Below are 20,042 nucleotides of genomic sequence, written 5' to 3'. Positions count from 1 at the left end.
TATTCCGCTGGATCAGTCCACCGTGACCGGCCCGCGGTGACCGATACCACGCGCCACGGTCCGTCCCGCACCGGCCGGCAGGAGCCTCGAACGCAGCGTCAGCAGGGTCGCCAGGGCCAGCACCGTACCCACCAGCGGGACCAGGAAACCGGCGCTCGCGCCGTGGCCGTCCGCCAGTCGGCCGGCCACCGTCACCGCGGCCGCCTGGCCCAGCGCCACCGCGCCCGTCAGCCAGGTGAACGCCTCGGTCCGCGCCGAGCCCGGCACCAGCGCCTCGACCAGCGTGTAGCCGCTGATCAGGGCCGGAGCGATGCAGAGCCCGACCAGCAGGCCGAGCCCGGCGAGCAGCGGCGCGGAGTGCACCGCCCACAGGCCCGACGCGGTCAGCGCCAGTGCCGTGTAGCCGACGAGCAGGCGGCGGCGGGGGCCGGACTTCCAGGCGATGGCCCCGCAGGCGATCCCGGCGAGCATGTTGCCGGCGGCGAAGATCCCGTACAGCACGCCGTTGGAGCCCGGGTTGCCGATCTCCTCGGCGAACGCGGTCAGCGAGACCTGCATGCCGCCGAAGACCGAGCCGATGCCGAGGAAGGCGACCGCCAGCACGCGTACGCCGGGGATGGACAGGGCGGAGGCGTGCCGCTCGGCGCCGGGCAGCGCGCGGTCGCGGACCGGCGGCTGGGTTGCGTGCCGCGCGGCGAAGAGCAGACCGCCCACCAGGGTGAGCGCGGCCTCCGCGATCAGACCGGCCGCCGGGTGCACGCCCGTGCAGAGCGCGGTGGCGATGACCGGGCCGATGACGAAGGTGAACTCGTCCGTCACCGACTCGAACGCGGCGGCCGTCGCCAGCAGCGGGGACGCCTCGCGGCCCGGTGCCGCGCCGAGCATCGCCGCCCAACGGGCCCGCACCATGGGGCCGATCTGCGGGACGGACGCGCCGGTCGGGACCGCCGCGGCGAACAGGGCCCACAGGGGCGCGTCCGCCAGGGCGAGCGTCACCAGGAGCGAGACGGACGCGGCGTGGACGAGGACGCCGGGCAGCAGCACGGCCCGCTGGCCGAGCCGGTCGGCGAGCTTGCCGGTCTGCGGCGCGAACAGGGCCATGGAGACCCCGGTAAAGGCCGCGACGGCGCCGGCGCTCCCGTACGAGCCGGTGGTGTGCTGGACCAGCAGCACGATGCCGATGGTCAGCATCGCGAATGGCTGCCGTGCGGCGAAGCCGGGGAGGAGGAAGGTCCACGCCCCGGGGGTGCGCAGCAGCTGCCCGTATCCAGGGCGTTCGGAGACCGTGGACGCCACGGTCCTTGCCTTTCTGCCGCCTGGTGGCCGTGCCCCCAAGACGGCCGGCACAGGAGTGCGGGCCCGGGCGGGGCTGCCGAGAGCTGTCCTCTTCGCGCGGAACTGCGGTAGATGCCGGGCGCTCGTGGCCGGTGTGCGGGGCACGGCCGGTACGGAGGACGCCACGACCGCCATACGGTCGCGCCAGCTCTGCGTCAGGCAGAGTTGGTCGATCAATCGGTGGTACTGGGTTTCTTTCATGCTACAGGCAGGAAGGGCGGGGGCCCTGTGATTGTGTGCACCCCGCCCCTCGCCGCCTGTGAACGCGGCGTTTGCTCAGTGATGTGCCTTCGCGTTGCGTTTCTTGCCCTCGTCGGTCCTGCCGCCGAGCTTCTTCACCGCTTTGAGCGCCCCGGCCACCTGCGGCACCGGGGACTCCATTCCGCCCGGCTGTCCGCCGGGTGTGCCGAGCCAGCCGGCCAGCTTGCCGCCCTCGGCGACCGCGCGCAGCCGTGCCTCGGCCGCGTCGCGCACCGGGTCGGTGGCCACGACGAGCAGTTCGTCGCCGCGCCTGAGCACCGTCGACGGGGCGGGTACGAAGCTCTTGTCGTCGCGCACCACGAGGGTGACCGCGGCGCCCGCGGGCATGCGGAGCTCCCCGACCTCGACGCCGTGCATCTTCGACTCGGCGGGGATGGCCACCGACAGCAGGTGCCCGCGCAGCCGTTCCAGGGGCGCCGATTCGATGCCCAGGTCGGCGGCGTCGGACGGGTCGTCCTTGATGTTGAGGGCCTTGGCGAGCCAGGGGAGGGTCGGGCCCTGGATGAGGGTGTAGACGATCACCAGGACGAAGACGATGTTGAAGACCCGGGTGGAGCCGTCGATCCCGGACACCATGGGAATGGTCGCCAGGATGATGGGTACGGCGCCGCGCAGCCCGGCCCAGGACATGAGGGCCTTCTCCTGCCAGGGCAATCGGAACGGCAGCAGCGAGATGAAGACTTCCAGCGGCCGTGCCACCACGGTCAGGACCAGGCCCACGACGACGGCGGGCCAGAAGTCGTCCAGCAGGTCGTGCGGGGTGACCAGCAGGCCGAGCAGGACGAACATGCCGATCTGGGCGAGCCAGCCGAGCCCGTCCGCGAAGCCCCGGGTCGCCGGCCAGTGCGGCAGCTTGGCGTTGCCGAGGATCATCGAGGCCAGGTAGACGGCCAGGAAGCCGCTGCCATGGAGCATGGCGCCGGCCGCGTACGCGGAGACCGCGATGGCCATGACGGCGATCGGGTAGAGACCGGAGGCGGGGAGCGCCACATGGCGCAGTCCGTACGCGCCGAGCCAGCCCACGGCGATGCCGACGGCGGCGCCGATGGCCAGCTCCAGGGCTATCTCGCCGATCAGTACGTACCAGCTGTCGACCTCGCCGATGGTCGAGAAGGCGACCACCAGGATCACCACGGGGGCGTCGTTGAAGCCGGATTCGGCCTCCAGGACACCGGTGACGCGGGCGGGCAGCGGGACCTTGCGCAGAACGGAGAAGACCGCGGCGGCGTCCGTCGAGGAGACGACCGCGCCGATGATGAGCGCCTGCCGCCACTCCAGGCCCACCAGGTAGTGGGCCCCGGCCGCGGTCACGCCCACGCTGATGCCGACGCCGACGAGCGACAGCATCACGGCCGCCGGAAGCGCGGGTTTGACCTCTTTCCACTTCGTGCCGAGTCCGCCCTCGGCGAGGATCACGACGAGCGCCGCGTAGCCGATGACCTGTGTCAGTTCCGCGTTGTCGAACTTGACGTCGAAGAAGCCGTCCTGGCCCAGGGCGATACCGATGCCGAGGTACAGGAGCAGGCTGGGGAGCCCGCTGCGGGACGAGATGCGGACCGCCACGACGGCGACGAGCAGGACGAGCGAGCAGACGAGCAGGAGTTCGTTGAGCGTGTGGACAGTCAGTGGCCGGTCCTTCCCTGCGTACGCCTGCCGGATCGTCTTCCGGCGGCCGGTACTTCGTTACCTTACCTAATCTTTAACGCTTTCTTGATGCGTTCGAGTATTCGTACGATCGCTACGCAATTCGAGCCATCCTGATACCGCGTCCGAGTGGGTGACGCGCTGCGCCTATGGTTGCTCCTGCACTCCCAGGACCGCCCTGCCCTCGAAGGACAGCGATGCCCGCCACAACAACCGCCTCTTCCGGATCCACCGGTACCGCCGGTGGCGGGCCGCGCAAGAAGAAGAAGGGGCGCCGCGCCCGACTGCTCTTGAGCGTCCTGGTGCTGGCGCTCGTCGCGGGCATCGGTTACGGAACGTACTGGTCCGTGTCCACCGTGCGCGCCTCCTACCCGCAGACCAGCGGGACCATCCACATCGACGGCCTCTCCGGCAACGTCGACGTCAAGCGCGACGGCTACGGCATCCCGCAGATCTACGCGGACTCGGACGCCGACCTGTTCCGCGCGCAGGGCTTCGTACAGGCGCAGGACCGCTTCTGGGAGATGGACGTACGCCGCCACCTGACGGCCGGCCGGCTCTCCGAGATGTTCGGCTCCGGGCAGGTCGAGACGGACTCCTTCCTGCGGACCCTGGGCTGGCGCAAGGTCGCGCAGGAGGAGTACGACACCGTCCTGTCCGACGAGACCAAGAAGAACCTCCAGGCGTACGCGGACGGCGTGAACGCCTACCTCAAGGGGCGCGACGGCAAGGACATCTCCGTCGAGTACGCCGCCCTCGGCCTCACCAACGACTACAAGCCGTCCCAGTGGACCCCGGTCGACTCGGTCGCCTGGCTGAAGGCCATGGCCTGGGACCTGCGCGGCAACATGCAGGACGAGATCGACCGCTCGCTGATGACGAGCCGGCTCGACGCCGACGAGATCAAGCAGCTCTACCCCGACTACCCGTACGACAAGCACGAGCCGATCGTCACCGAGGGCGCCATCTCCTCGGTCACCGGCACGTTCGACCCGAAGGCGACCGACACCGGCGCGAGTGGCGCGAACACCGTGGCGGACGCGACCCAGGGCCTGAACACGCAGCTCGGCGCGCTCTCCGACACCCTGGACGAGATCCCCGCGCTGCTCGGCCCGAACGGCACCGGCATCGGCTCGAACTCCTGGGTGGTTTCCGGGAAGTACACGACGACCAACAAGCCGCTGCTCGCCAACGACCCGCACCTCGCCCCGATGCTGCCGTCCCTCTGGTACCAGATGGGCCTTCACTGCCGGCAGGTCTCCGAAACCTGCAAGTACGACACCGCCGGATACACCTTCTCCGGCATGCCCGGGGTGATCATCGGCCACAACCAGGACGTCGCCTGGGGCTTCACCAACCTCGGCGCCGACGTCACCGACCTCTTCCTGGAGAAGGTCACCTCCGACGGCTACCTCTACGACGGCAGGACCAAGCCCTTCACCACCCGCGAGGAGACCATCAAGGTCGCGGGCGGCAAGGACCGGCACATCACGGTCCGCGAGACCAACAACGGCCCGCTGGTCTCCGACCGCAGCAGCGAGCTGGAGAAGGTCGGCCAGAAGGCCCCCGTCACCAACTCGGCACCGGACCGCGCCGACGGTTACGCCGTCGCCCTGAAGTGGACCGCGCTGGAGCCCGGCCACTCCATGGACGCCGTGTTCGAGCTGAACCGCGCCAAGGACTTCACGAGCTTCCGCAAGGCGTCCGAGCACTTCGAGGTTCCCTCGCAGAACCTGATCTACGCCGACACCAGGGGCAACATCGGCTACCAGGCCCCCGGCAGGATCCCGCAGCGCAAGCAGGGCGACGGCACCACGCCCAGCCCCGGCTGGACCTCGGCGTACGGCTGGAAGAAGGACCCGATCCCGTTCGACGAGCTGCCCTACGAGTACAACCCGAAGCGCGGCTACATCGTCACCGCCAACCAGGCCGTGATCGACGAGGACAAGTACCCGTACCTGCTCACCAAGGACTGGGGGTACGGCAGCCGCAGCCAGCGGATCAACGACCTCATCCAGTCGAAGATCAAGGGCGGCGGCAAGATCTCGACCGAAGACATGCAGAAGATGCAGATGGACAACACCAGCGAGATCGCCGCGCTGCTGGTGCCCGAGCTGCTGAAGATCAACATCTCCGACAAGGACGTCCGCCAGGCGCAGAAGCTGCTGGAGGGCTGGGACTACACCCAGGAGGCCGACTCGGCCGCCGCCGCGTACTTCAACGGCGTCTGGCGCAACATCCTCAAGCTCGCCTTCGGCGACAAGCTGCCCAAGGAGATGCGCGTCGAGGGCGAGTGCCTGAACGTGCCCCCGGCGAAGAACTCGGGCCCGGCCGACGAGCAGGAGCGGCTGGTACGCGAGTGCGGTCAGCGCTCCCCGGACTCCGCGCAGCCGGACGGCGGTGACCGTTGGTACCAGGTCGTCGCCAACCTCATGGACAAGCCGGACAGCAAGTGGTGGAAGTCGCCCAGGAGCCGCAAGGACGACGCGACCGAGACCCGCGACCAGTTGTTCGCCCGCGCCATGGAGGACGCGCGCTGGGAGCTGACGGCCAAGCTGGGCAAGGACATCACCACCTGGAACTGGGGCCGGCTCCACCAGCTGACCCTGAAGAACCAGACCCTGGGCACCGAGGGCCCCGGACTCCTCCAGCGGGTCCTGAACCGGGGCCCCTGGAACCTCGGCGGCGGCGAGGCCGCGGTGGACGCCACCGGCTGGAACGCGGCCGGCGGCTACGAAGTGGTCTGGGTGCCGTCGATGCGGATGGTCGTCAACGTGGCCGACTGGGACAAGTCCCGCTGGATCAACCTCACAGGCGCCTCCGGGCACGCGTTCGCCGCGCACTACACCGACCAGACCGACAAGTGGGTCAACGGTGAACTGCTGCCCTGGGCCTACGGCACGAACGCCGTGGCCGGGACGACGACGGACACGCTGACCCTGAAACCGTAAGCGCGCGCCCCTCAAGGCCCCCGATGCTTCAGCTCACGCCGAAGCGCCGGGGGCCTTCCGGTGTGACCACCGCGTCGACGGGGAAGTCGTGCGGCTCCGCGGGCACCTGTGCGGTCACCTCGTTCGCGTACAGCAGGACGATGAGCGCGGGCGTGGCCCCGGCTGCCGTCAGACGGGCCAGCACCCGGTCGTAGCTGCCGCCGCCGCGCCCCAGGCGCATGCCGCGCGCGTCCACCGCGAGGCCCGGCAGCAGCACCGCGTCCGCCTCCAGGACGGCGTCGGGGCCCAGCCGCTCGCCGGTCGGCTCCAGCAGCCCGCGCCCCGCCTTCGCGAGCCCTTCCGCGCCCTCGTACGCCGCCCAGTCCAGGTCGTTGTCGGCGAGGAGTACCGGCAGCAGCACCCGTGCCCCCCGCGCGCGCAGCGCGTCCAGCAGGGCGCGGGTGCCCGGTTCGCGTCCCACGGAGACGTACGCGGCGACGGTACGGGCCCCGCTCAGCTCCGGCAGTTCGAGCGCGTGGCGGGCGAGAACCGAGGCGGCCCGTTCCGCGTCCTGACCGGTCAGGAGGCGGCGTGCGGCCAGCAGTTCGCGCCGCAGTACCGCCTTTGCGGACATGTCGGTGTTCAACGGGCACCCACCGGCCTCTCGGACAGGGCTATATGAGGACAAAGTTAACCGGAGCCTCATCTTCCGCCCATGTGGCCCCGTTAGGGTTCAGCGCATGACCCAGTCGAACCCCAGGATCAGCAAGGCCGTCATCCCGGCGGCGGGCCTCGGGACCCGCTTCCTTCCGGCCACCAAGGCCACTCCCAAGGAGATGCTGCCTGTTGTCGACAAGCCTGCCATCCAGTACGTCGTCGAGGAAGCGGTGGCCGCCGGACTGCACGACGTACTCATGGTCACCGGCCGCAACAAGCGTCCCCTGGAGGACCACTTCGACCGGAACTACGAGCTGGAGGGCGCCCTGACCCGCAAGGGCGACGCCGACCGGCTGCGCAAGGTCCGCGAGTCCACCGACCTCGCCACCATGCACTACGTCCGCCAGGGCGACCCGAGGGGCCTGGGCCACGCCGTCCTGTGCGCCGCCCCGCACGTCGGCGACGAACCGTTCGCGGTGCTCCTGGGCGACGACCTCATCGACCCCCGTGACCCGCTGCTGAGCCGGATGACCGAGATCCAGGAGCGCGAGGGCGGCAGCGTCATCGCGCTCATGGAGGTCCCGTCCGCGATGATCCACCAGTACGGCTGCGCGGCCGTGGAGGCCACCGCCGAGGCGGACGTCGTACGCGTCACCGGGCTGGTCGAGAAGCCGGAACCCGCCGACGCGCCCAGCAATCTCGCGATCATCGGCCGGTACGTCCTGGACCCCGCGGTGTTCGACATACTGCGCCGGACCGAGCCGGGCCGGGGCAACGAGATCCAGCTGACCGACGCCCTGCAACTGCTCGCCGAGGACGAGAAGGCGGGCGGACCCGTGCACGGCGTCGTCTTCAAGGGCCGCCGCTACGACACCGGCGACCGCAGCGACTATCTGCGTGCCATTGTCAGACTCGCGTGCGAACGTGATGATCTGGGGCCGGAGTTCCGCAGTTGGCTCCGCCGGTACGTCACCGAGGAGATGTAGCACGTTGAGCAGCACGATCTGGTCGGTGGACGAGCACCTGGAAGACATCCTCGCCGCGGTGAAGCCGCTCGAACCCATCGAGCTGCAACTGCCCGAGGCCCAGGGCTGCGTCCTGGTCGAGGACGTCGTGGTGGAGGTCGCGCTGCCGCCCTTCGACAACAGCTCGATGGACGGTTACGCGGTCCGCGTCGCCGATGTCGAGGGCGCCACCGAGGAGTTCCCCGCCGTCCTCACCGTCATCGGGGACGTCGCGGCCGGCGACGACGGCCTCGGCCCCGGCCGCCGCGTCGGCGCGGGCGAGGCCGCCCGCATCATGACCGGCGCCCCGCTCCCGGAGGGCGCCGAGGCCGTCGTCCCCGTCGAGTGGACCGACGGCGGTACGGGCGAGGGCCCCGCCACCACGATGCGCGCCCACAGCGACGCCCCGGAGGGCGCCGGCGGAGAGGTCCGCGTCCACCGCCCCGCCGAGGCCCGCGCCCACGTCCGGGAGCGGGGCAGCGATGTCCGCCCCGGCGACCTCGCGCTCAAGGCGGGCACGGTGATCGGACCGCCCCAGATCGGCCTGCTCGCCGCGATCGGCCGCTCCACCGTCAAGGTGCGGCCCCGCCCCCGCGTCGTCGTCCTGTCCACCGGCAGCGAACTCGTGCAGCCCGGCGGCGAGCTGACCGGCGGCCGGATCTACGACTCCAACAGCTTCGCCCTCACCGCCGCCGCCCGGGACGCCGGGGCCATCGCCTACCGCGTCGGTGCCGTCGCCGACGACGCCGAGACCCTGCGGGCCACCATCGAGGACCAGCTCATCCGTGCCGACCTCCTCGTGACCACGGGCGGCGTCAGCGTCGGCGCGTACGACGTGGTGAAGGAGGCCCTGTCCTCCGTCGGCGACGAGGACGAGCCCGGCGGCGGGGTGGACTTCCGGAAGCTCGCCATGCAGCCGGGCAAACCGCAGGGCTTCGGCTCCATCGGCCCCGACCACACCCCGCTGCTCGCCCTCCCGGGGAACCCGGTCTCCAGCTACGTCTCCTTCGAGCTGTTCGTCCGCCCCGCGATCCGCACCCTGATGGGCCTGCCCGCGGCCGACCGCCCGACGGCGCAGGCCGTGCTCGTCGCGGACAAGGTCCTGTCCTCGCCCGCCGGGAAGCGCCAGTTCCTGCGGGGGACGTACGACGCCGAGGCGGGCACCGTCACGCCCGTCGGCGGCTCCGGCTCGCATCTGATCGCCGCGCTCGCCCAGGCGGACGCCCTGATCGTGCTCCGCGAGGACGTCACCTCCGCCGAACCCGGCTCCGACACCGAGGTGATCCTGCTCCGCTGACCGCGCCCCGGTGGCGGTACGGTATCTGGCGCTGTGCCGTCCGGGGGACATCCCCCGGCCCCCGGACCCGCACCCCGGTGCGGCCCGGGGAATCCGGCGCCCTACCGCTAGGCGGAGTGAGTTGAGTACGCAGAACAGGCTGACGCACATCGACGAGGCGGGGGCCGCCCGCATGGTCGACGTCTCCGGGAAGGACGTCACCGCGCGCGTCGCCCGGGCCAGCGGCCGGGTCCTCGTGTCGCCGCGTGTGGTCGAACTGCTCCGGGGCGAGGGCGTCCCCAAGGGCGACGCCCTCGCCACCGCGCGGATCGCCGGGATCATGGGCGCCAAGCGCACCCCGGACCTGATTCCCCTCTGCCACCCGCTGGCCGTCTCCGGCGTCGGCGTCGAGCTGAGCGTGGCCGACGACGCGGTGGAGATCACCGCCACGGTGAAGACCACCGACCGCACGGGCGTCGAGATGGAGGCCCTGACCGCCGTGTCGGTGGCTGCCCTCACCGTCGTGGACATGGTCAAGGCGGTCGACAAGGCCGCGGTCATCACGGACATCCGGGTCGAGGCGAAGTCGGGCGGCAAGTCCGGCGACTACGTACGCGCCGAGGCCCCCGGGACCGACGCGTGAGCGCCGCCGACGCCCCGGCCCCGTACCGCGCCCTCGTCGTGACCGCGTCGAACCGCGCGTCCGCCGGGGTCTACGCGGACAAGGGCGGCCCGCTGATCGCCGAGGCGCTGACGGGGCTCGGCTTCACCGTCGACGGCCCGCAGGTCGTGCCCGACGGCGACCCGGTCGAGCAGGCGCTGCGGACCGCGGTGGCCTCCGCGTACGACGTGGTCGTCACCACCGGCGGTACGGGCATCTCGCCCACCGACCGCACCCCCGAGGCCACCCGCCGCGTCCTGGACCACGAGGTGCCCGGCATCCCCGAGGCGATCCGGGCCGAGGGCCGCGACAAGGTCCCCACCGCCGCGCTCTCACGCGGTCTGGCGGGCGTGGCCGGCCGCACCCTGATCGTCAACCTGCCGGGCTCGACCGGCGGGGTGCGCGACGGGCTCGCCGTCCTCGAACGGCTCCTGGTGCACGCCGTGGACCAGCTGCGCGGTGGCGACCACCCCCGACCCGGGAGCCCGAGCTGAACGTCGCGACCTGGCCGGTGATCCTGGCGGACGGCGATGTCGCCCTCCGGCCCATCAAGCTGCGCGACCAGCGGGACTGGCGCGAGGTCAACCGGCGCAACCGGGACTGGCTGCGCCCCTGGGAGGCGACGGTCCCGCCGCCCGCGCCCGGCGGACCGGTCGCCCAGCGGCCCACGTACCGCCAGATGATCCGCCATCTTCGCTCCGAGGCGAACGCGGGCCGGATGCTGCCGTTCGCCATCGAGTACCGGGGCCGGCTGGTGGGGCAGCTGACCGTCGCCGGGATCACCTGGGGCTCGATGTGCTCGGGGCACGTCGGCTACTGGGTGGACCGCGAGGTGGCCGGGCGCGGGGTGATGCCGACCGCCGTCGCGCTCGCCGTCGACCACTGCTTCCAGGTGGTGGGGCTCCATCGCATCGAGGTGTGCATTCGGCCGGAGAACGGGCCGAGCCGTCGGGTCGTGGAGAAACTCGGATTCCGCGAGGAGGGGCTGCGCCCGCGTTATCTGCACATCGACGGGGCGTGGCGCGACCACCTGATCTACGCGCTCACGGCGGAGGAAGTGCCGGACGGGCTGCTGCGGAGATGGCACCGCTCACGGCCGGTTCCCCGTACGGATCAGCCGGAGCCTCCCACGTAATAAAAAGTTTGTTCGAATTACTCTCGATCGGCTGACGCGCGCCCTCATAAAAAAGTCCGCGATATCGGCCGGATCGTGCGACACACCGCGCCAATTGGCGGATCCCTCCGCGCAAACCCCTCTACGGTGTGAGATGTGAGCAGCAGCGGCCTCATCTACGCAGTCATTGTCGGGGCCTGGGCCGCCTACTTGGTGCCGATGTGGCTCCGCAGGCAGGACGAGCTGAACGAAGAGCGTCCTACGGAGCGCTTCAGCACCGCCATCCGGCTGCTGTCAGGCCGGGCGGCGATGGAGCGCCGGTATGCCAAGGGGCTGCAGGAGCGCACCGAGGACGAGGCGGCACCCGACGCCGACCCGGACGCGGGCACGGACCGAATGGACTCCGTCGACGTCCGGGCCTTCGCCGCGCCCCCGGCGCACACCGAGGCCCGGATGCACGATCCGGCCGGTACGCCGGAGCGCGCCCCCCGCAAGCGGCGTGGCGCCGAGCCCGCCGCCCCCGTACCCGCCCGGCGCGCGCGCCCCGGCGGCATCGACGCGGAACGCGCCCGGCGCGCCCAGCGCCTCCAGGTCCTCGCGCGCCGTCGGCGCACCACCGTGATCCTCTTCCTCGCCTTCACGCTCGGCGCGATCGTCGCGGCCGTCGGCGGGCTCCGCTTCCTGTGGGCGCCCGCGGTCCCGGCCGTGCTCCTCAGCGCGTACATCGCGCACCTGAGGTCGCACGAGCGGCGGCGGTTCGCCTTCACCATGGACCAGCGGCGCGCCGAGGTGGCGGCCCAGCGGCTCCGCGAGAACCGCCCGCGCCGCCACCAGCCCGCGACCACGGCGTCGGCCGAGGCCGACGAGGACTCCGAGCCGCGCCACCCGGCCCCCGAGCCGACGCCCACGGTCTCCCCGCAGGAGGCCGGGCGCCGCGCCCTGGTCGAGCAGACGGACCACGCGGAGTGGGTGGACCAGCAGCGCGAGCGCGGCCGGGTCCAGGGCGACAGTTGGGAGCCGGTCCCGGTGCCCCTGCCCACCTATGTCACCGCCCCGGTCGCCCCGCGCGCCACGGGCGGGGTCGAGGTCGGCAACCCGGAGACCTGGAGCGCCGCCCGCTCCAGCACCGCCGAACCCGCGCAGCCGGACCCCGCGGCACCCCCGGTGGACCCGGCGCCGCGCCAGCGCTCCCCGCAGTCCCGCCGCTCCCGCGACCGGGGCCGCACCCCGCTCTTCGACCAGTACGAGGACGGCGACCGCCCCCGCGCGGCCAACGAGTGACACCTCGTCGGACAGCCGTGAGCCACGCCACGGCTGACCAGCGCGGAACGGATTTCCGAGCACCCCCCGGAGGGTGCTAGAGTTTCACACGTCGCAAGGGCCTGTGGCGCAGTCTGGTAGCGCACCTCGTTCGCATCGAGGGGGTCTGGGGTTCAAATCCCCACAGGTCCACAGACGCATGAAGTCCCGTTCAGCCTCTGGCTGAACGGGACTTCGTCGTTCCGGGCCCGCTGTGGCGCGGGCCCGGGGAGTCCTCAGGTGAACGATGCCGTTGCCTGGGCCTTGAGGAGGCCTTCCACTCCGTTGAGGAAGGTCTCGGACACCAACTCCGGGTCGAAGAGGCAGCCGGCCGCCATCGCGCCGTCGCGCAGCATGACGAAGTGGCGGGCCGCGCGGTCGGCGGGTTCCTCGCGGATCGTGCGCAGGAGGCCGGTGAGCGTGTCGAGGAACCACTGGCGGTGTGCGAGGACGACCTGGTGCACCGGGTCCGCGGGGTCGGGGTACTCGGCGACGGCGTTGAGGAAGGCGCAGCCGCGGAAGCCGGGGGACTCGATGGCCTGGGCGATGGACGCGCCGATGGCGCGAAGCGTGTCGGGTGCGGGGAGCCCGGCGGCGATGGCCGCCTCGGCCTGGCCGCGCAGGGCGCGGTCCGCCTCGGTCAGGTAGGCGACGACCAGGTTCTCCTTGCTGGGGAAGTGGCGGTAGAAGGTCGCCCGTGTCACCTGCGCTTCCTTGACGATGCGATCCACTCCCACGGAGTGGATGCCTTCCGAGTAGAAGATCCGGGTGGCTGTGCTGAGGAGCCGGTCCCGGGCTTCGGACGGGCGGCTCTCGGATGCGTTGTGCGCCATGACGCCAGCCTACTCGGGGCGAGGTAGAACGTTCGGTCTTGACAGGGGTGCGCGGCCTTGCCAGTGTGGTGCACAGAACGTTCGTTCTTGCGCGGGGTGGCGGTGAGGCCGTCGTGTCCGCGTTCCCCGTACTCCCGTCGAAAGGTTCGTCATGAGCACCGTTGCCGCCCCGTCGGACATCAGGAACACGGCTTCCGCGCTGCGGCGGCTGTACTTCGTCCGCGCAGCGTTCGCCATCCTCTGGGCCCTCGTGATGTTCGCGACGGCCGACGAGATCAGCCCGGTCGTGGCCGCGCTGCTCGTGCTCTATCCGCTGTTCGACGTGGGCGCCGCGGTCGTGGACGCCAACGCGTCCCGTGCCACCCGCTCGCCGGCGCTGCTCTACGTCAACATGGCGGTCAGCCTCGCCGCGGCGGCCGGGGTCGGGATCGCCGCCGCCTCCGGGATTCCCGCGGTGCTGCGGGTGTGGGGGGCGTGGGCGGTCGTCGCGGGGCTGGTGCAGCTGATCGTGGCCGTTCCGCGGCGCCGGATGGGCGGCCAGTGGCCGATGATCCTCAGCGGTGGCATCTCGGTCCTGGCCGGGGCGTCGTTCGTCGGGTCGGCGGGCGCCGAGGACCCCACGCTCTCCAGCGCGATCGGCTACGCCGTTCCCGGCGGCATCTTCTTTCTCGTCTCGGCCCTGCGTCTGGGGCGCTCCGGCAAGCAGGAGGGCCCGCGCGAGCGGATCACGACGACGTCGTTGTGACCCTCGGCCCTCGTGCGTCAGCCGCTCGGTCCCTCACCCGGACCGGGCGGCCAGGCGAGCGCCAGGAGCGCCGCGTCGTCGTACGTATCGGCGCAGCTGTAGGCCTGGGCGTCATCGAGCAGCCAGGTGAGCAGGTGTTGCGGGTCGACGGGCGGGGGATGGGCGCGCTGGTAGGCCGTCAGGCGGTCGGCGAGCGGGTAGAAGGCCCCGGTCTCGTTACGGGTCTCCGCGATGCCGTCGGTGTACAGCAGGACCGTGTCGCCGGGGCGTAGAAGCGTTCCGGCGACACGGGGGCCTTCCGCCTCGGTGGGGGCGCTCGTGAGGGTGCGCAGCCCCAGGGGGAGGCCGGTGCCGGCCGGGAGTTCGTGGACCGTGCCGTCGCGCAGGACGAGCGAGGGCGGGTGGCCGCAGGAGTACGCCTTCGTGTGGCCGTCGGGCGCGGTCTGGATCAGGAGGGCGGTGACGAACGCCTCGTCGTCGCGCAGGAAGCGGTTCAGGCCGGTGTCGAGCCGCCCGGCCAGGCGGCCCAGCGTCTCCTCCTCGTACGCCGCCTCGTGAAACGAGCCGAGGACCGCGGAGGCGGTGGACACGGCGTCGAGCCCCTTCCCGCGTACGTCCCCGATCAGCGCACGGACGCCGAACTCGGTGTCCGCCACGGCGTAGAGGTCGCCCCCGATGCGCGCGTACTGCGCGGCGGCCAGATAGCTCGCGGCCGTACGGAAGGGGCCCAGCGTCTCGGGCGGTGGGCGCAGCAGCGCCCGCTGCGCGGTCTCGGCGACGGACACCACCTTCCGCAGCCGCACGGACTCCCGCTCCCCGCGGCGGACCACGAAGCAGCTCAGCGCGGCGATGACGCAGATCACCACGGTGGTGCCGATGACGGAGCCGATCCGATGCGGCTCCGTCGGCAGGAGCAGCCAGCGCGTCCCGGCCGCCACGACCGCCGAACCGATGATCACGGGCGGGCCGAACGCGAAGGCGATGAGCGCGGGGACCGCGACCAGCATGGACGCGATGTGCGAGGAGGGCGGGGTGTTCACCTGCAGGATCGCCACCACGACGCACAGCAGCAGGGCCGCGCCCAGGACCACGGCCTTGGTGACCCGTCCGGCCGACGGCAGGGTGCCGTCCTCCAGCTCACCCGTCGGCATGGCCGCCCCTCTCGCCGCGCCGAGCCGTCTCCTCGATCCACCCCAGCTGGCGGCCGAGGCTGGTCAGCCACACCTCCAGGTCCACGGAGAGCGACGACGGCGGGTAGTCGGCCGGGGCCGGGGCGGGCGGTCGCGCGGGCGGTGGGTTCCCGCCGCCGACCAGGGCGGCGATCCGGTCGGCTTCCGCCTCCAGGTCCGCCGCGGCCGTACGGGCCCAGGCCGCGGGCGGACCGGTGGGCTCGGCGGTCCGGGGGAGGCCCAGGTGCGGAAGGCGGTGGGCGCCGAGGATCGTGTTGCTCGCGACGATGAGCACCGCGTGCCAGTCGGTTTCGGTCCCGGCCCGGCGGGCGGGGGCCTCGCTGCGGTACTGCGCGTATGCCGCTTCGGCGAGGCGCAGCCGGTGCACGCTCGGGAGGACCGGCGCCGGGTTCCGTACGCCGGGTGCGGGGTTCATCAGGATCTGCGCGGTGGCCGGGACCAGGCCGCCGCAGGAGTGCAGCAGGCCGGCCATGGTGCGGCGGACCTCGCGGTGGGCCCCGGCCGGCCAGGCGACGAGCGCGCACAGCAGCCCGATCGCGCTGCCGGTGAGGACGTCGATCAGCCGCGTCTCCGACAGCCGCCAGGTGACGGGGAAGATCTGGGCGAACGAGGTGGCCACGACCAGGGTGAACCCCGCCTGCGCTCCGGCGACGCCCAGCAGCGGCCCCAGGCAGAACGCCGCCAGCATCACCGGGACGAGCAGCGCGGCGTACGCATCGGTGTGCGGCCCGAGCCCGATCAGGAGCGCGCCCGCCGCGAGGGCGCCGACGGCGTTGCCGGCGACGGCGCGGCTCACCGCCTGCCAGGTCGCGGCCACCGTCGTCCGTCCGAGCGTCAGCACCGCCAGCAGCACCCAGAATCCGTGGGCCAGATCGAGGGTGCCCGCCACCAGCCGGGCGGCGCCGAGCCCGAGGGCGGTGCGTACCGCGTTCTGGAAGAGCACCGACCGGAGGGTGATGTTCCCGAGGACGCGGCGGGTCCACAGGGCGGGCGTCGACAGCTCCGCGTACCAGAACTGATCGTGCGGGACGGCCGGACCGACGGGTCTGCCGTGCGCGGCGATGTCCGTGGTGACCTCCACGATCCGCGCCGACTCCGCCAGTGCCAGGACCCGCGACTGCCGCCTGAGTACGGCGAGCGGGGGTACGAGAGCGGGCGGCCCGCACGTCAGCCGTACGCGCTCCGCCCCGAAGTCCTCCATGGCCGTTTCGAGGGTGCCGGCCACAGGCGCCCGCTCCCCGGTGCGCAGGTAGGACGCGCAGGACCGGCACACCTCCGCGACCCGGGCCAGGAGCGCGGCGGATGCCGGATCGGTGGGCGCGGACGGCATCTCGGAGAGGGTGGCCAGCTGGTCCAGGAGCCGGCGCACCGAGCGGCCCGCCTGGTCCAGCGCGCGGTCCGTCCGCCCCGCGCCCGCGGGCTGCTCCGCCGGAGGCAGCGACGACAACCGCAGCCGCGTACCGGCCGCGCGCAGGGTCGCGGGTGGTACGCGGCCGGGCGAGGCGGCCTCGTCCGCGGCGGTACGCAGCGCGTCCGCCAGGCGGCGGCGGCAGGAGGGGACGGCCCGCTCGGGCAGCAGGAGGGCCTCGCACGCCGCGAGGAGCAGGGCCCCCGCGGTCAGGCCGATGAGCCGGTCTCCGAGCGTGCCGGGGGCGTACGTCGGGAAGCAGGCGAGGATGTAGAAGAGCTGGAGGCCCGGGGCCACACCCGCCGGGCGCGGCCCGGCGACGGCGGCGAAGGCGAGCAGGAACCCGATGACGAGCATCCCGCCGACCGCCGCCCAGGTGTCCACGGCCAGCAGCGTCCCCAGTGACGCCAGCGCGAGGGCCGGCGGGAGCGCGCACAGCACCACGATCGCCTTCTGGCGGCCGGATCCGGGGACGGCGGAGAGCAGCCCCAGCGCGACGGGCGCGAAGAGTGCGTACAGGGCGGCGACCGGCCGGTCGGCCGCGTAGAGCAGCGGGTAGAACCCGGCCCACGCCGCGACCGCTACCCGCACGCCCCGCCGGACGACGACCGCCCGTGCCGTGTCGGCGGTCACCCCGGCGCCCGGCCGCCACCATCGTCCGGGCCCGGCGCGTCGCGTACGGGCAGTGCGCACATCCCGCGACGCTCCCTTCTCCAGCCGGACCGCGTCCTTCTCGCGGAGGCCGCAGGCCTCCCCGTCATTGTTGAACAGCCCTGGCCGTCGCGCTCGCGGACGTCCGCCGGGAGGAGGGGGTCAGGGGTTGTTCAGGTACGCCAGCACCGCCAGTACGCGGCGGTTGGCCGCGCCGTCGTCCGTGAGGCCGAGCTTGCCGAAGAGGGACGTCGTGTACTTGCTGATCGCGCTGTCGCTGAGGAACAGGCGGGTCGCGATGGCCTGGTTGGAGAGGCCCTCGGCCATCAGGGCCAGGACCTCGTGCTCGCGCTCGGTGAGTTTGTCGAGGCGGCGGTGTGACGAGCCGCTGGACAGGAGCTTCGCGATGACCGTCGGGTCCATGGCCGTGCCGCCGGCCGCGACGCGTTCCAGCGCGTCGATGAACTGGTCCGCGTCGAACACGCTCTCCTTCAGGAAGTAGCCGACGCCGCCCGAGCCGTCGGCCAGCAACTCGCGGGCGTACAGCTGCTCCACGTACTGGGACAGGATCAGGACGGGCAGCCCCGGCGTCTCGGCGCGGGCGGCGAGGGCCGCGCGCAGGCCCTCGTCGGTCTGTGTCGGCGGCATGCGGACGTCCACCACCGCCACGTCCGGGCGGAACTCGCGCAGGGCGGCCAGTGTTTCCGGTCCGGTCGTGGCCGTACCCACCACCTCGTGTCCGTACGCCTCGATGAGACGGACCATGCCGTCCCGCAGGAGATACAGGTCCTCGGCTACAACGATTCGCATGGCACCATGATCCTCGCGCGGGTCGGCCCGCCGGCCGGACTCGTGACCTCCAGGCTGCCGTCGAACACCGCGAGGCGCCGCCTCAGCCCCGCGAGTCCGCCGCCCTCCCGGACGACCGCGCCGCCGCGCCCGTCGTCCTCCGCCTCCACGACCAGGCCGGTCCCGTCCTGCGCGAGGGAGATCCGCATCCGGGTCGCATGCGCGTGCTTGACCGCGTTGGTCAGCAACTCGGCGATGCCGAAGTAGACGGCCGACTCGACGGGTGCGTCCAGCCGCCCCGGCACGTCCGCGACGACCTCCGTTTCGAGGGGGCTGTCGAGGGCGAGGGCGCGTACGGCGTCGACGAGGCCCCGGTCGTTGAGCACGGGAGGGTTGATCCCGTGCACCAGGTCGCGCAGTTCGGCGAGGGAGGCGGTGGCCCCCGCCCGTGCCTGGCGCATCAGCGCCCTGGCCCGGCCCGGGTCGGTCTCCATCAGCTTCTCCACCGTCGCCAGGGACATCCCGAGCGCGACGAGCCGGGCCTGCGCCCCGTCGTGCAGATCCCGTTCGATCCGGCGGATCTCGGCCGCCTGAGCCACCGTCGCGTCGGCCCGCTGCCCGGTGAGTTCGTCCACCCGGTCGGCGAGCGCCATCCGGGCGGACGGCCGCAGGAAACGGACCGCGACCGGGGTGACTGCCCGCCAGGCGTACGGGGAAGAGGCGAGGGTCACGAGGAGGGCGAGGAGCCGGAGGGAGTGGCCCGTTCCCAGCCCGACGGCACCCCACACCACCCCCGCGAGTGGTACGCACGCCACGATCCCCGCCGTGAACGGGGCGATCACCGCGAACCGCAGGTCGCGCCAGTTCGCCGGGTCCTTCCAGCGCAGCCGCCACCGCTGGTCCATGAGGGCGTCCCGGCGGGTGCGGTGGTAGTCGAAGCCGTTCCACCAGTAGCCCGTGGCCATACGCGTCACCGGCGGGGCGTTCCGGTACCCGGACGGGATCCCGGTTCCGGACCAGCGGGCGACCAGCGCGCGGACCGCCCGGCACACGGGCCGCGCGAGCGCGAGCGTGCCCACGCACACCAGCACCAACGGCCCGACCCACGACCAGGGGTTCGCCGCGCCCCACGCGATGCCCCACGCCACCGCGCCCGCCCACAGGGCCGGGATCAGCAGCGTGACGGCGGCGACGGCGCACGCCCGTACGAACCCGATACCCGCCCCGGTCGCCCACGACCTCAGCGCTCTCATCGCCCGCTGCCTCCCCGCGTCCGTCCCGATGCCCCCACTCTGCACCGGCCGGAGGGCCCGGAGGCGCCGCTCGGGCGAGGAGTGGGTCTGGACCCACCCCCTTGTGCGCCCAGACGCATACCGCGCCCGACCGGCGCTTCGTAGCGTCGTCACCATGACCACGAAGACGAACCTTCAGCCCGAGGCCCTGAGGGCCCTCGCATCGGTACGCCGGAGCATCACGCTCTACGGCGCACTCACCGCCACCGCCCTCGGCGCGGTCGTCGTGGTGGCCGCGACCGGTCACACGGTGAACACCTTCATGTGGGTCCGCGCGGTCCTGCTGCCGGTGATCGCGTACGTACTCCACCGCATCACGGCCTCGGCGGAGGCGGGTTCCCGCCGCGCCTTCGACCGCGTGAGCACCCTCGCGGTGATCATGCCTATCGCCATCATCGGCGTCGACCTGATCCCGGGCGTCTGCCCGCCCTGGTACGCGGTGGCGCAGACGCTGTGCATGCTCCCGGTGATCCGCGTCGCGTTCCTCACCCGGGGGGCGGCCCTGAAGACGGCGTTTCCGAAGGCGGGTTGAGGGGAACGGCGACGGGCCTCAGGCGCGCTTACGGGCCAGCCGGTAGACGCCGTACGTGATGCCGAGGATGAGGTCCACCGCCACCCACAGGCCGATGACGAGCCCCACTCCGATCGCGGTGCCGGCGTCACCGGCGTCCTGGCAGGTCTTGAGGGCGTCGCCCACCATCCCCTTGCAGGACGCGTGGTCGTTGCTGCCGGCGCCGGAGATCACCCAGGCCAGGAACAGCGCCTGCACCGCCAGGAACACCCAGAGGAAGACCCGGTGGTGCTTTCGGGCGGGGCCGGAAGCCGGCGGCGGTACCTCGCCGGGAGGACCCCAGGCAGGGGTGGGTCCGGTAGTCATCGTCAGACGCCTCCTCGGGCACGGCCCCCGAGGGTGTGGCTAACTGTCAACGCTACGCTCCCGCGGATCGGTCCGC

The 20,042-nt window shown here is 72.4% G+C and carries 18 protein-coding genes and 1 tRNA gene; 10 read left to right on the top strand and 9 right to left on the bottom strand.

Going from position 1 to position 20,042, the window contains the following annotated elements; all coding sequences use genetic code 11:
- Window positions 1-12: 12 nt before the first annotated feature.
- Together OHS17_RS13865 and OHS17_RS13860 are read right to left on the bottom strand one after the other, a co-directional pair.
- The gene (locus tag OHS17_RS13865) at window positions 13-1,296 is read right to left on the bottom strand and encodes an MFS transporter (protein WP_330312430.1); all 1,284 of its coding nucleotides are present in this window, start codon (window positions 1,294-1,296) and stop codon (window positions 13-15) included.
- 315 nt (window positions 1,297-1,611) lie between these two features.
- Entirely contained in the window at window positions 1,612-3,159 is a 1,548-nt protein-coding gene (locus tag OHS17_RS13860) for a potassium/proton antiporter (RefSeq protein ID WP_383165120.1), read from the bottom strand.
- Between the two features lie 278 nt (window positions 3,160-3,437).
- On the opposite strand from OHS17_RS13860, the gene OHS17_RS13855 reads away from it, so the two are divergent.
- Window positions 3,438-6,191 (top strand): penicillin acylase family protein, encoded by a 2,754-nt coding sequence (locus tag OHS17_RS13855; protein ID WP_330312429.1) that lies wholly within the window; start codon window positions 3,438-3,440, stop codon window positions 6,189-6,191.
- Window positions 6,192-6,219: 28 nt separating this feature from the next.
- On the opposite strand, the gene OHS17_RS13850 is transcribed toward OHS17_RS13855, so the two are convergent.
- Window positions 6,220-6,804, bottom strand: a complete 585-nt coding sequence (locus OHS17_RS13850; RefSeq protein WP_330312428.1) for a 5-formyltetrahydrofolate cyclo-ligase — start codon at window positions 6,802-6,804, stop codon at window positions 6,220-6,222.
- Window positions 6,805-6,910: 106 nt separating this feature from the next.
- On the opposite strand from OHS17_RS13850, the gene galU reads away from it, so the two are divergent.
- The 7 genes from galU to OHS17_RS13815 all read left to right on the top strand — a co-directional run bounded on the left by galU (window position 6,911) and on the right by OHS17_RS13815 (window position 12,334).
- Window positions 6,911-7,813, top strand: a complete 903-nt coding sequence (gene galU, locus OHS17_RS13845; protein WP_330312427.1) for a UTP--glucose-1-phosphate uridylyltransferase GalU — start codon at window positions 6,911-6,913, stop codon at window positions 7,811-7,813.
- A gap of 4 nt (window positions 7,814-7,817) precedes the next feature.
- On the top strand, window positions 7,818-9,128 hold the full coding sequence (glp, locus tag OHS17_RS13840) for a molybdotransferase-like divisome protein Glp (RefSeq protein WP_330312426.1): 1,311 nt from the start codon (window positions 7,818-7,820) through the stop codon (window positions 9,126-9,128).
- A 121-nt stretch (window positions 9,129-9,249) separates the two neighbouring features.
- A complete protein-coding gene (moaC, locus tag OHS17_RS13835) occupies window positions 9,250-9,750 on the top strand; it encodes a cyclic pyranopterin monophosphate synthase MoaC (RefSeq protein WP_164625758.1) in 501 nt (166 codons plus the stop codon).
- On the top strand, window positions 9,747-10,262 hold the full coding sequence (locus OHS17_RS13830) for a MogA/MoaB family molybdenum cofactor biosynthesis protein (RefSeq protein WP_161208829.1): 516 nt from the start codon (window positions 9,747-9,749) through the stop codon (window positions 10,260-10,262). The genes moaC and OHS17_RS13830 overlap by 4 nt, the downstream gene beginning before the upstream one ends.
- A gap of 17 nt (window positions 10,263-10,279) precedes the next feature.
- On the top strand, window positions 10,280-10,903 hold the full coding sequence (locus OHS17_RS13825) for a GNAT family N-acetyltransferase (protein ID WP_018104227.1): 624 nt from the start codon (window positions 10,280-10,282) through the stop codon (window positions 10,901-10,903).
- Between the two features lie 135 nt (window positions 10,904-11,038).
- Entirely contained in the window at window positions 11,039-12,163 is a 1,125-nt protein-coding gene (gene sepX, locus OHS17_RS13820) for a divisome protein SepX/GlpR (protein WP_330312425.1), read from the top strand.
- 97 nt (window positions 12,164-12,260) lie between these two features.
- A tRNA-Ala gene (locus OHS17_RS13815) sits at window positions 12,261-12,334 on the top strand.
- A gap of 83 nt (window positions 12,335-12,417) precedes the next feature.
- Here OHS17_RS13815 and OHS17_RS13810 read toward each other — a convergent pair.
- Window positions 12,418-13,014 (bottom strand): TetR/AcrR family transcriptional regulator, encoded by a 597-nt coding sequence (locus OHS17_RS13810; protein ID WP_018104225.1) that lies wholly within the window; start codon window positions 13,012-13,014, stop codon window positions 12,418-12,420.
- A gap of 151 nt (window positions 13,015-13,165) precedes the next feature.
- Between OHS17_RS13810 and OHS17_RS13805 the strand changes: the two genes are divergently transcribed.
- The gene (locus OHS17_RS13805) at window positions 13,166-13,759 is read left to right on the top strand and encodes a hypothetical protein (RefSeq protein ID WP_330312424.1); all 594 of its coding nucleotides are present in this window, start codon (window positions 13,166-13,168) and stop codon (window positions 13,757-13,759) included.
- A 17-nt stretch (window positions 13,760-13,776) separates the two neighbouring features.
- Here the strand turns inward: OHS17_RS13805 and OHS17_RS13800 are convergent, their stop codons facing one another.
- The 4 genes from OHS17_RS13800 to OHS17_RS13785 form a co-directional block, all read right to left on the bottom strand.
- Complete coding sequence (locus OHS17_RS13800; protein ID WP_330312423.1) at window positions 13,777-14,910, bottom strand: PP2C family protein-serine/threonine phosphatase; 1,134 nt, start codon at window positions 14,908-14,910, stop codon at window positions 13,777-13,779.
- A complete protein-coding gene (locus tag OHS17_RS13795; RefSeq protein ID WP_330312422.1) occupies window positions 14,897-16,990 on the bottom strand; it encodes an FUSC family protein in 2,094 nt (697 codons plus the stop codon). Before OHS17_RS13795 ends, OHS17_RS13800 begins: the two co-directional genes overlap by 14 nt.
- A gap of 180 nt (window positions 16,991-17,170) precedes the next feature.
- Window positions 17,171-17,818, bottom strand: a complete 648-nt coding sequence (locus OHS17_RS13790; RefSeq protein WP_330312421.1) for a response regulator transcription factor — start codon at window positions 17,816-17,818, stop codon at window positions 17,171-17,173.
- Window positions 17,803-19,050 carry a sensor histidine kinase gene (locus OHS17_RS13785; RefSeq protein ID WP_330312420.1) on the bottom strand — a complete coding sequence of 416 codons (1,248 nt, stop codon included), beginning with the start codon at window positions 19,048-19,050 and terminating at the stop codon, window positions 17,803-17,805. The genes OHS17_RS13790 and OHS17_RS13785 overlap by 16 nt, the downstream gene beginning before the upstream one ends.
- Before the next feature lie 154 nt (window positions 19,051-19,204).
- On the opposite strand from OHS17_RS13785, the gene OHS17_RS13780 reads away from it, so the two are divergent.
- Window positions 19,205-19,621: a hypothetical protein gene (locus OHS17_RS13780; protein ID WP_330312419.1), complete on the top strand. Its 417-nt coding sequence runs from the start codon at window positions 19,205-19,207 to the stop codon at window positions 19,619-19,621.
- An 18-nt stretch (window positions 19,622-19,639) separates the two neighbouring features.
- Here the strand turns inward: OHS17_RS13780 and OHS17_RS13775 are convergent, their stop codons facing one another.
- Window positions 19,640-19,966 (bottom strand): hypothetical protein, encoded by a 327-nt coding sequence (locus OHS17_RS13775; protein ID WP_164624643.1) that lies wholly within the window; start codon window positions 19,964-19,966, stop codon window positions 19,640-19,642.
- Between the last annotated feature and the right edge of the window lie 76 nt (window positions 19,967-20,042).

The organism is Streptomyces sp. NBC_00523 (assembly GCF_036346615.1).
Lineage (GTDB): Bacteria > Actinomycetota > Actinomycetes > Streptomycetales > Streptomycetaceae > Streptomyces.
The sequence above is the reverse complement of the archived record's forward strand: the minus strand, read 5'-3'. Positions and strand labels throughout refer to the sequence as shown.

Coding starts and splice junctions, on each gene's coding strand:
- OHS17_RS13855 (WP_330312429.1), top strand. CDS start 3,438: ATGCCCGCCACAACAACCGCCTCTTCCGGATCCACCGGTACCGCCGGT.
- OHS17_RS13850 (WP_330312428.1), bottom strand. CDS start 6,804: ATGTCCGCAAAGGCGGTACTGCGGCGCGAACTGCTGGCCGCACGCCGC.
- galU (WP_330312427.1), top strand. CDS start 6,911: ATGACCCAGTCGAACCCCAGGATCAGCAAGGCCGTCATCCCGGCGGCG.
- OHS17_RS13800 (WP_330312423.1), bottom strand. CDS start 14,910: ATGCCGACGGGTGAGCTGGAGGACGGCACCCTGCCGTCGGCCGGACGG.
- OHS17_RS13790 (WP_330312421.1), bottom strand. CDS start 17,818: ATGCGAATCGTTGTAGCCGAGGACCTGTATCTCCTGCGGGACGGCATG.
- OHS17_RS13785 (WP_330312420.1), bottom strand. CDS start 19,050: ATGAGAGCGCTGAGGTCGTGGGCGACCGGGGCGGGTATCGGGTTCGTA.
- OHS17_RS13805 (WP_330312424.1), top strand. CDS start 13,166: ATGAGCACCGTTGCCGCCCCGTCGGACATCAGGAACACGGCTTCCGCG.
- OHS17_RS13775 (WP_164624643.1), bottom strand. CDS start 19,966: ATGACTACCGGACCCACCCCTGCCTGGGGTCCTCCCGGCGAGGTACCG.
- OHS17_RS13780 (WP_330312419.1), top strand. CDS start 19,205: ATGACCACGAAGACGAACCTTCAGCCCGAGGCCCTGAGGGCCCTCGCA.
- OHS17_RS13810 (WP_018104225.1), bottom strand. CDS start 13,014: ATGGCGCACAACGCATCCGAGAGCCGCCCGTCCGAAGCCCGGGACCGG.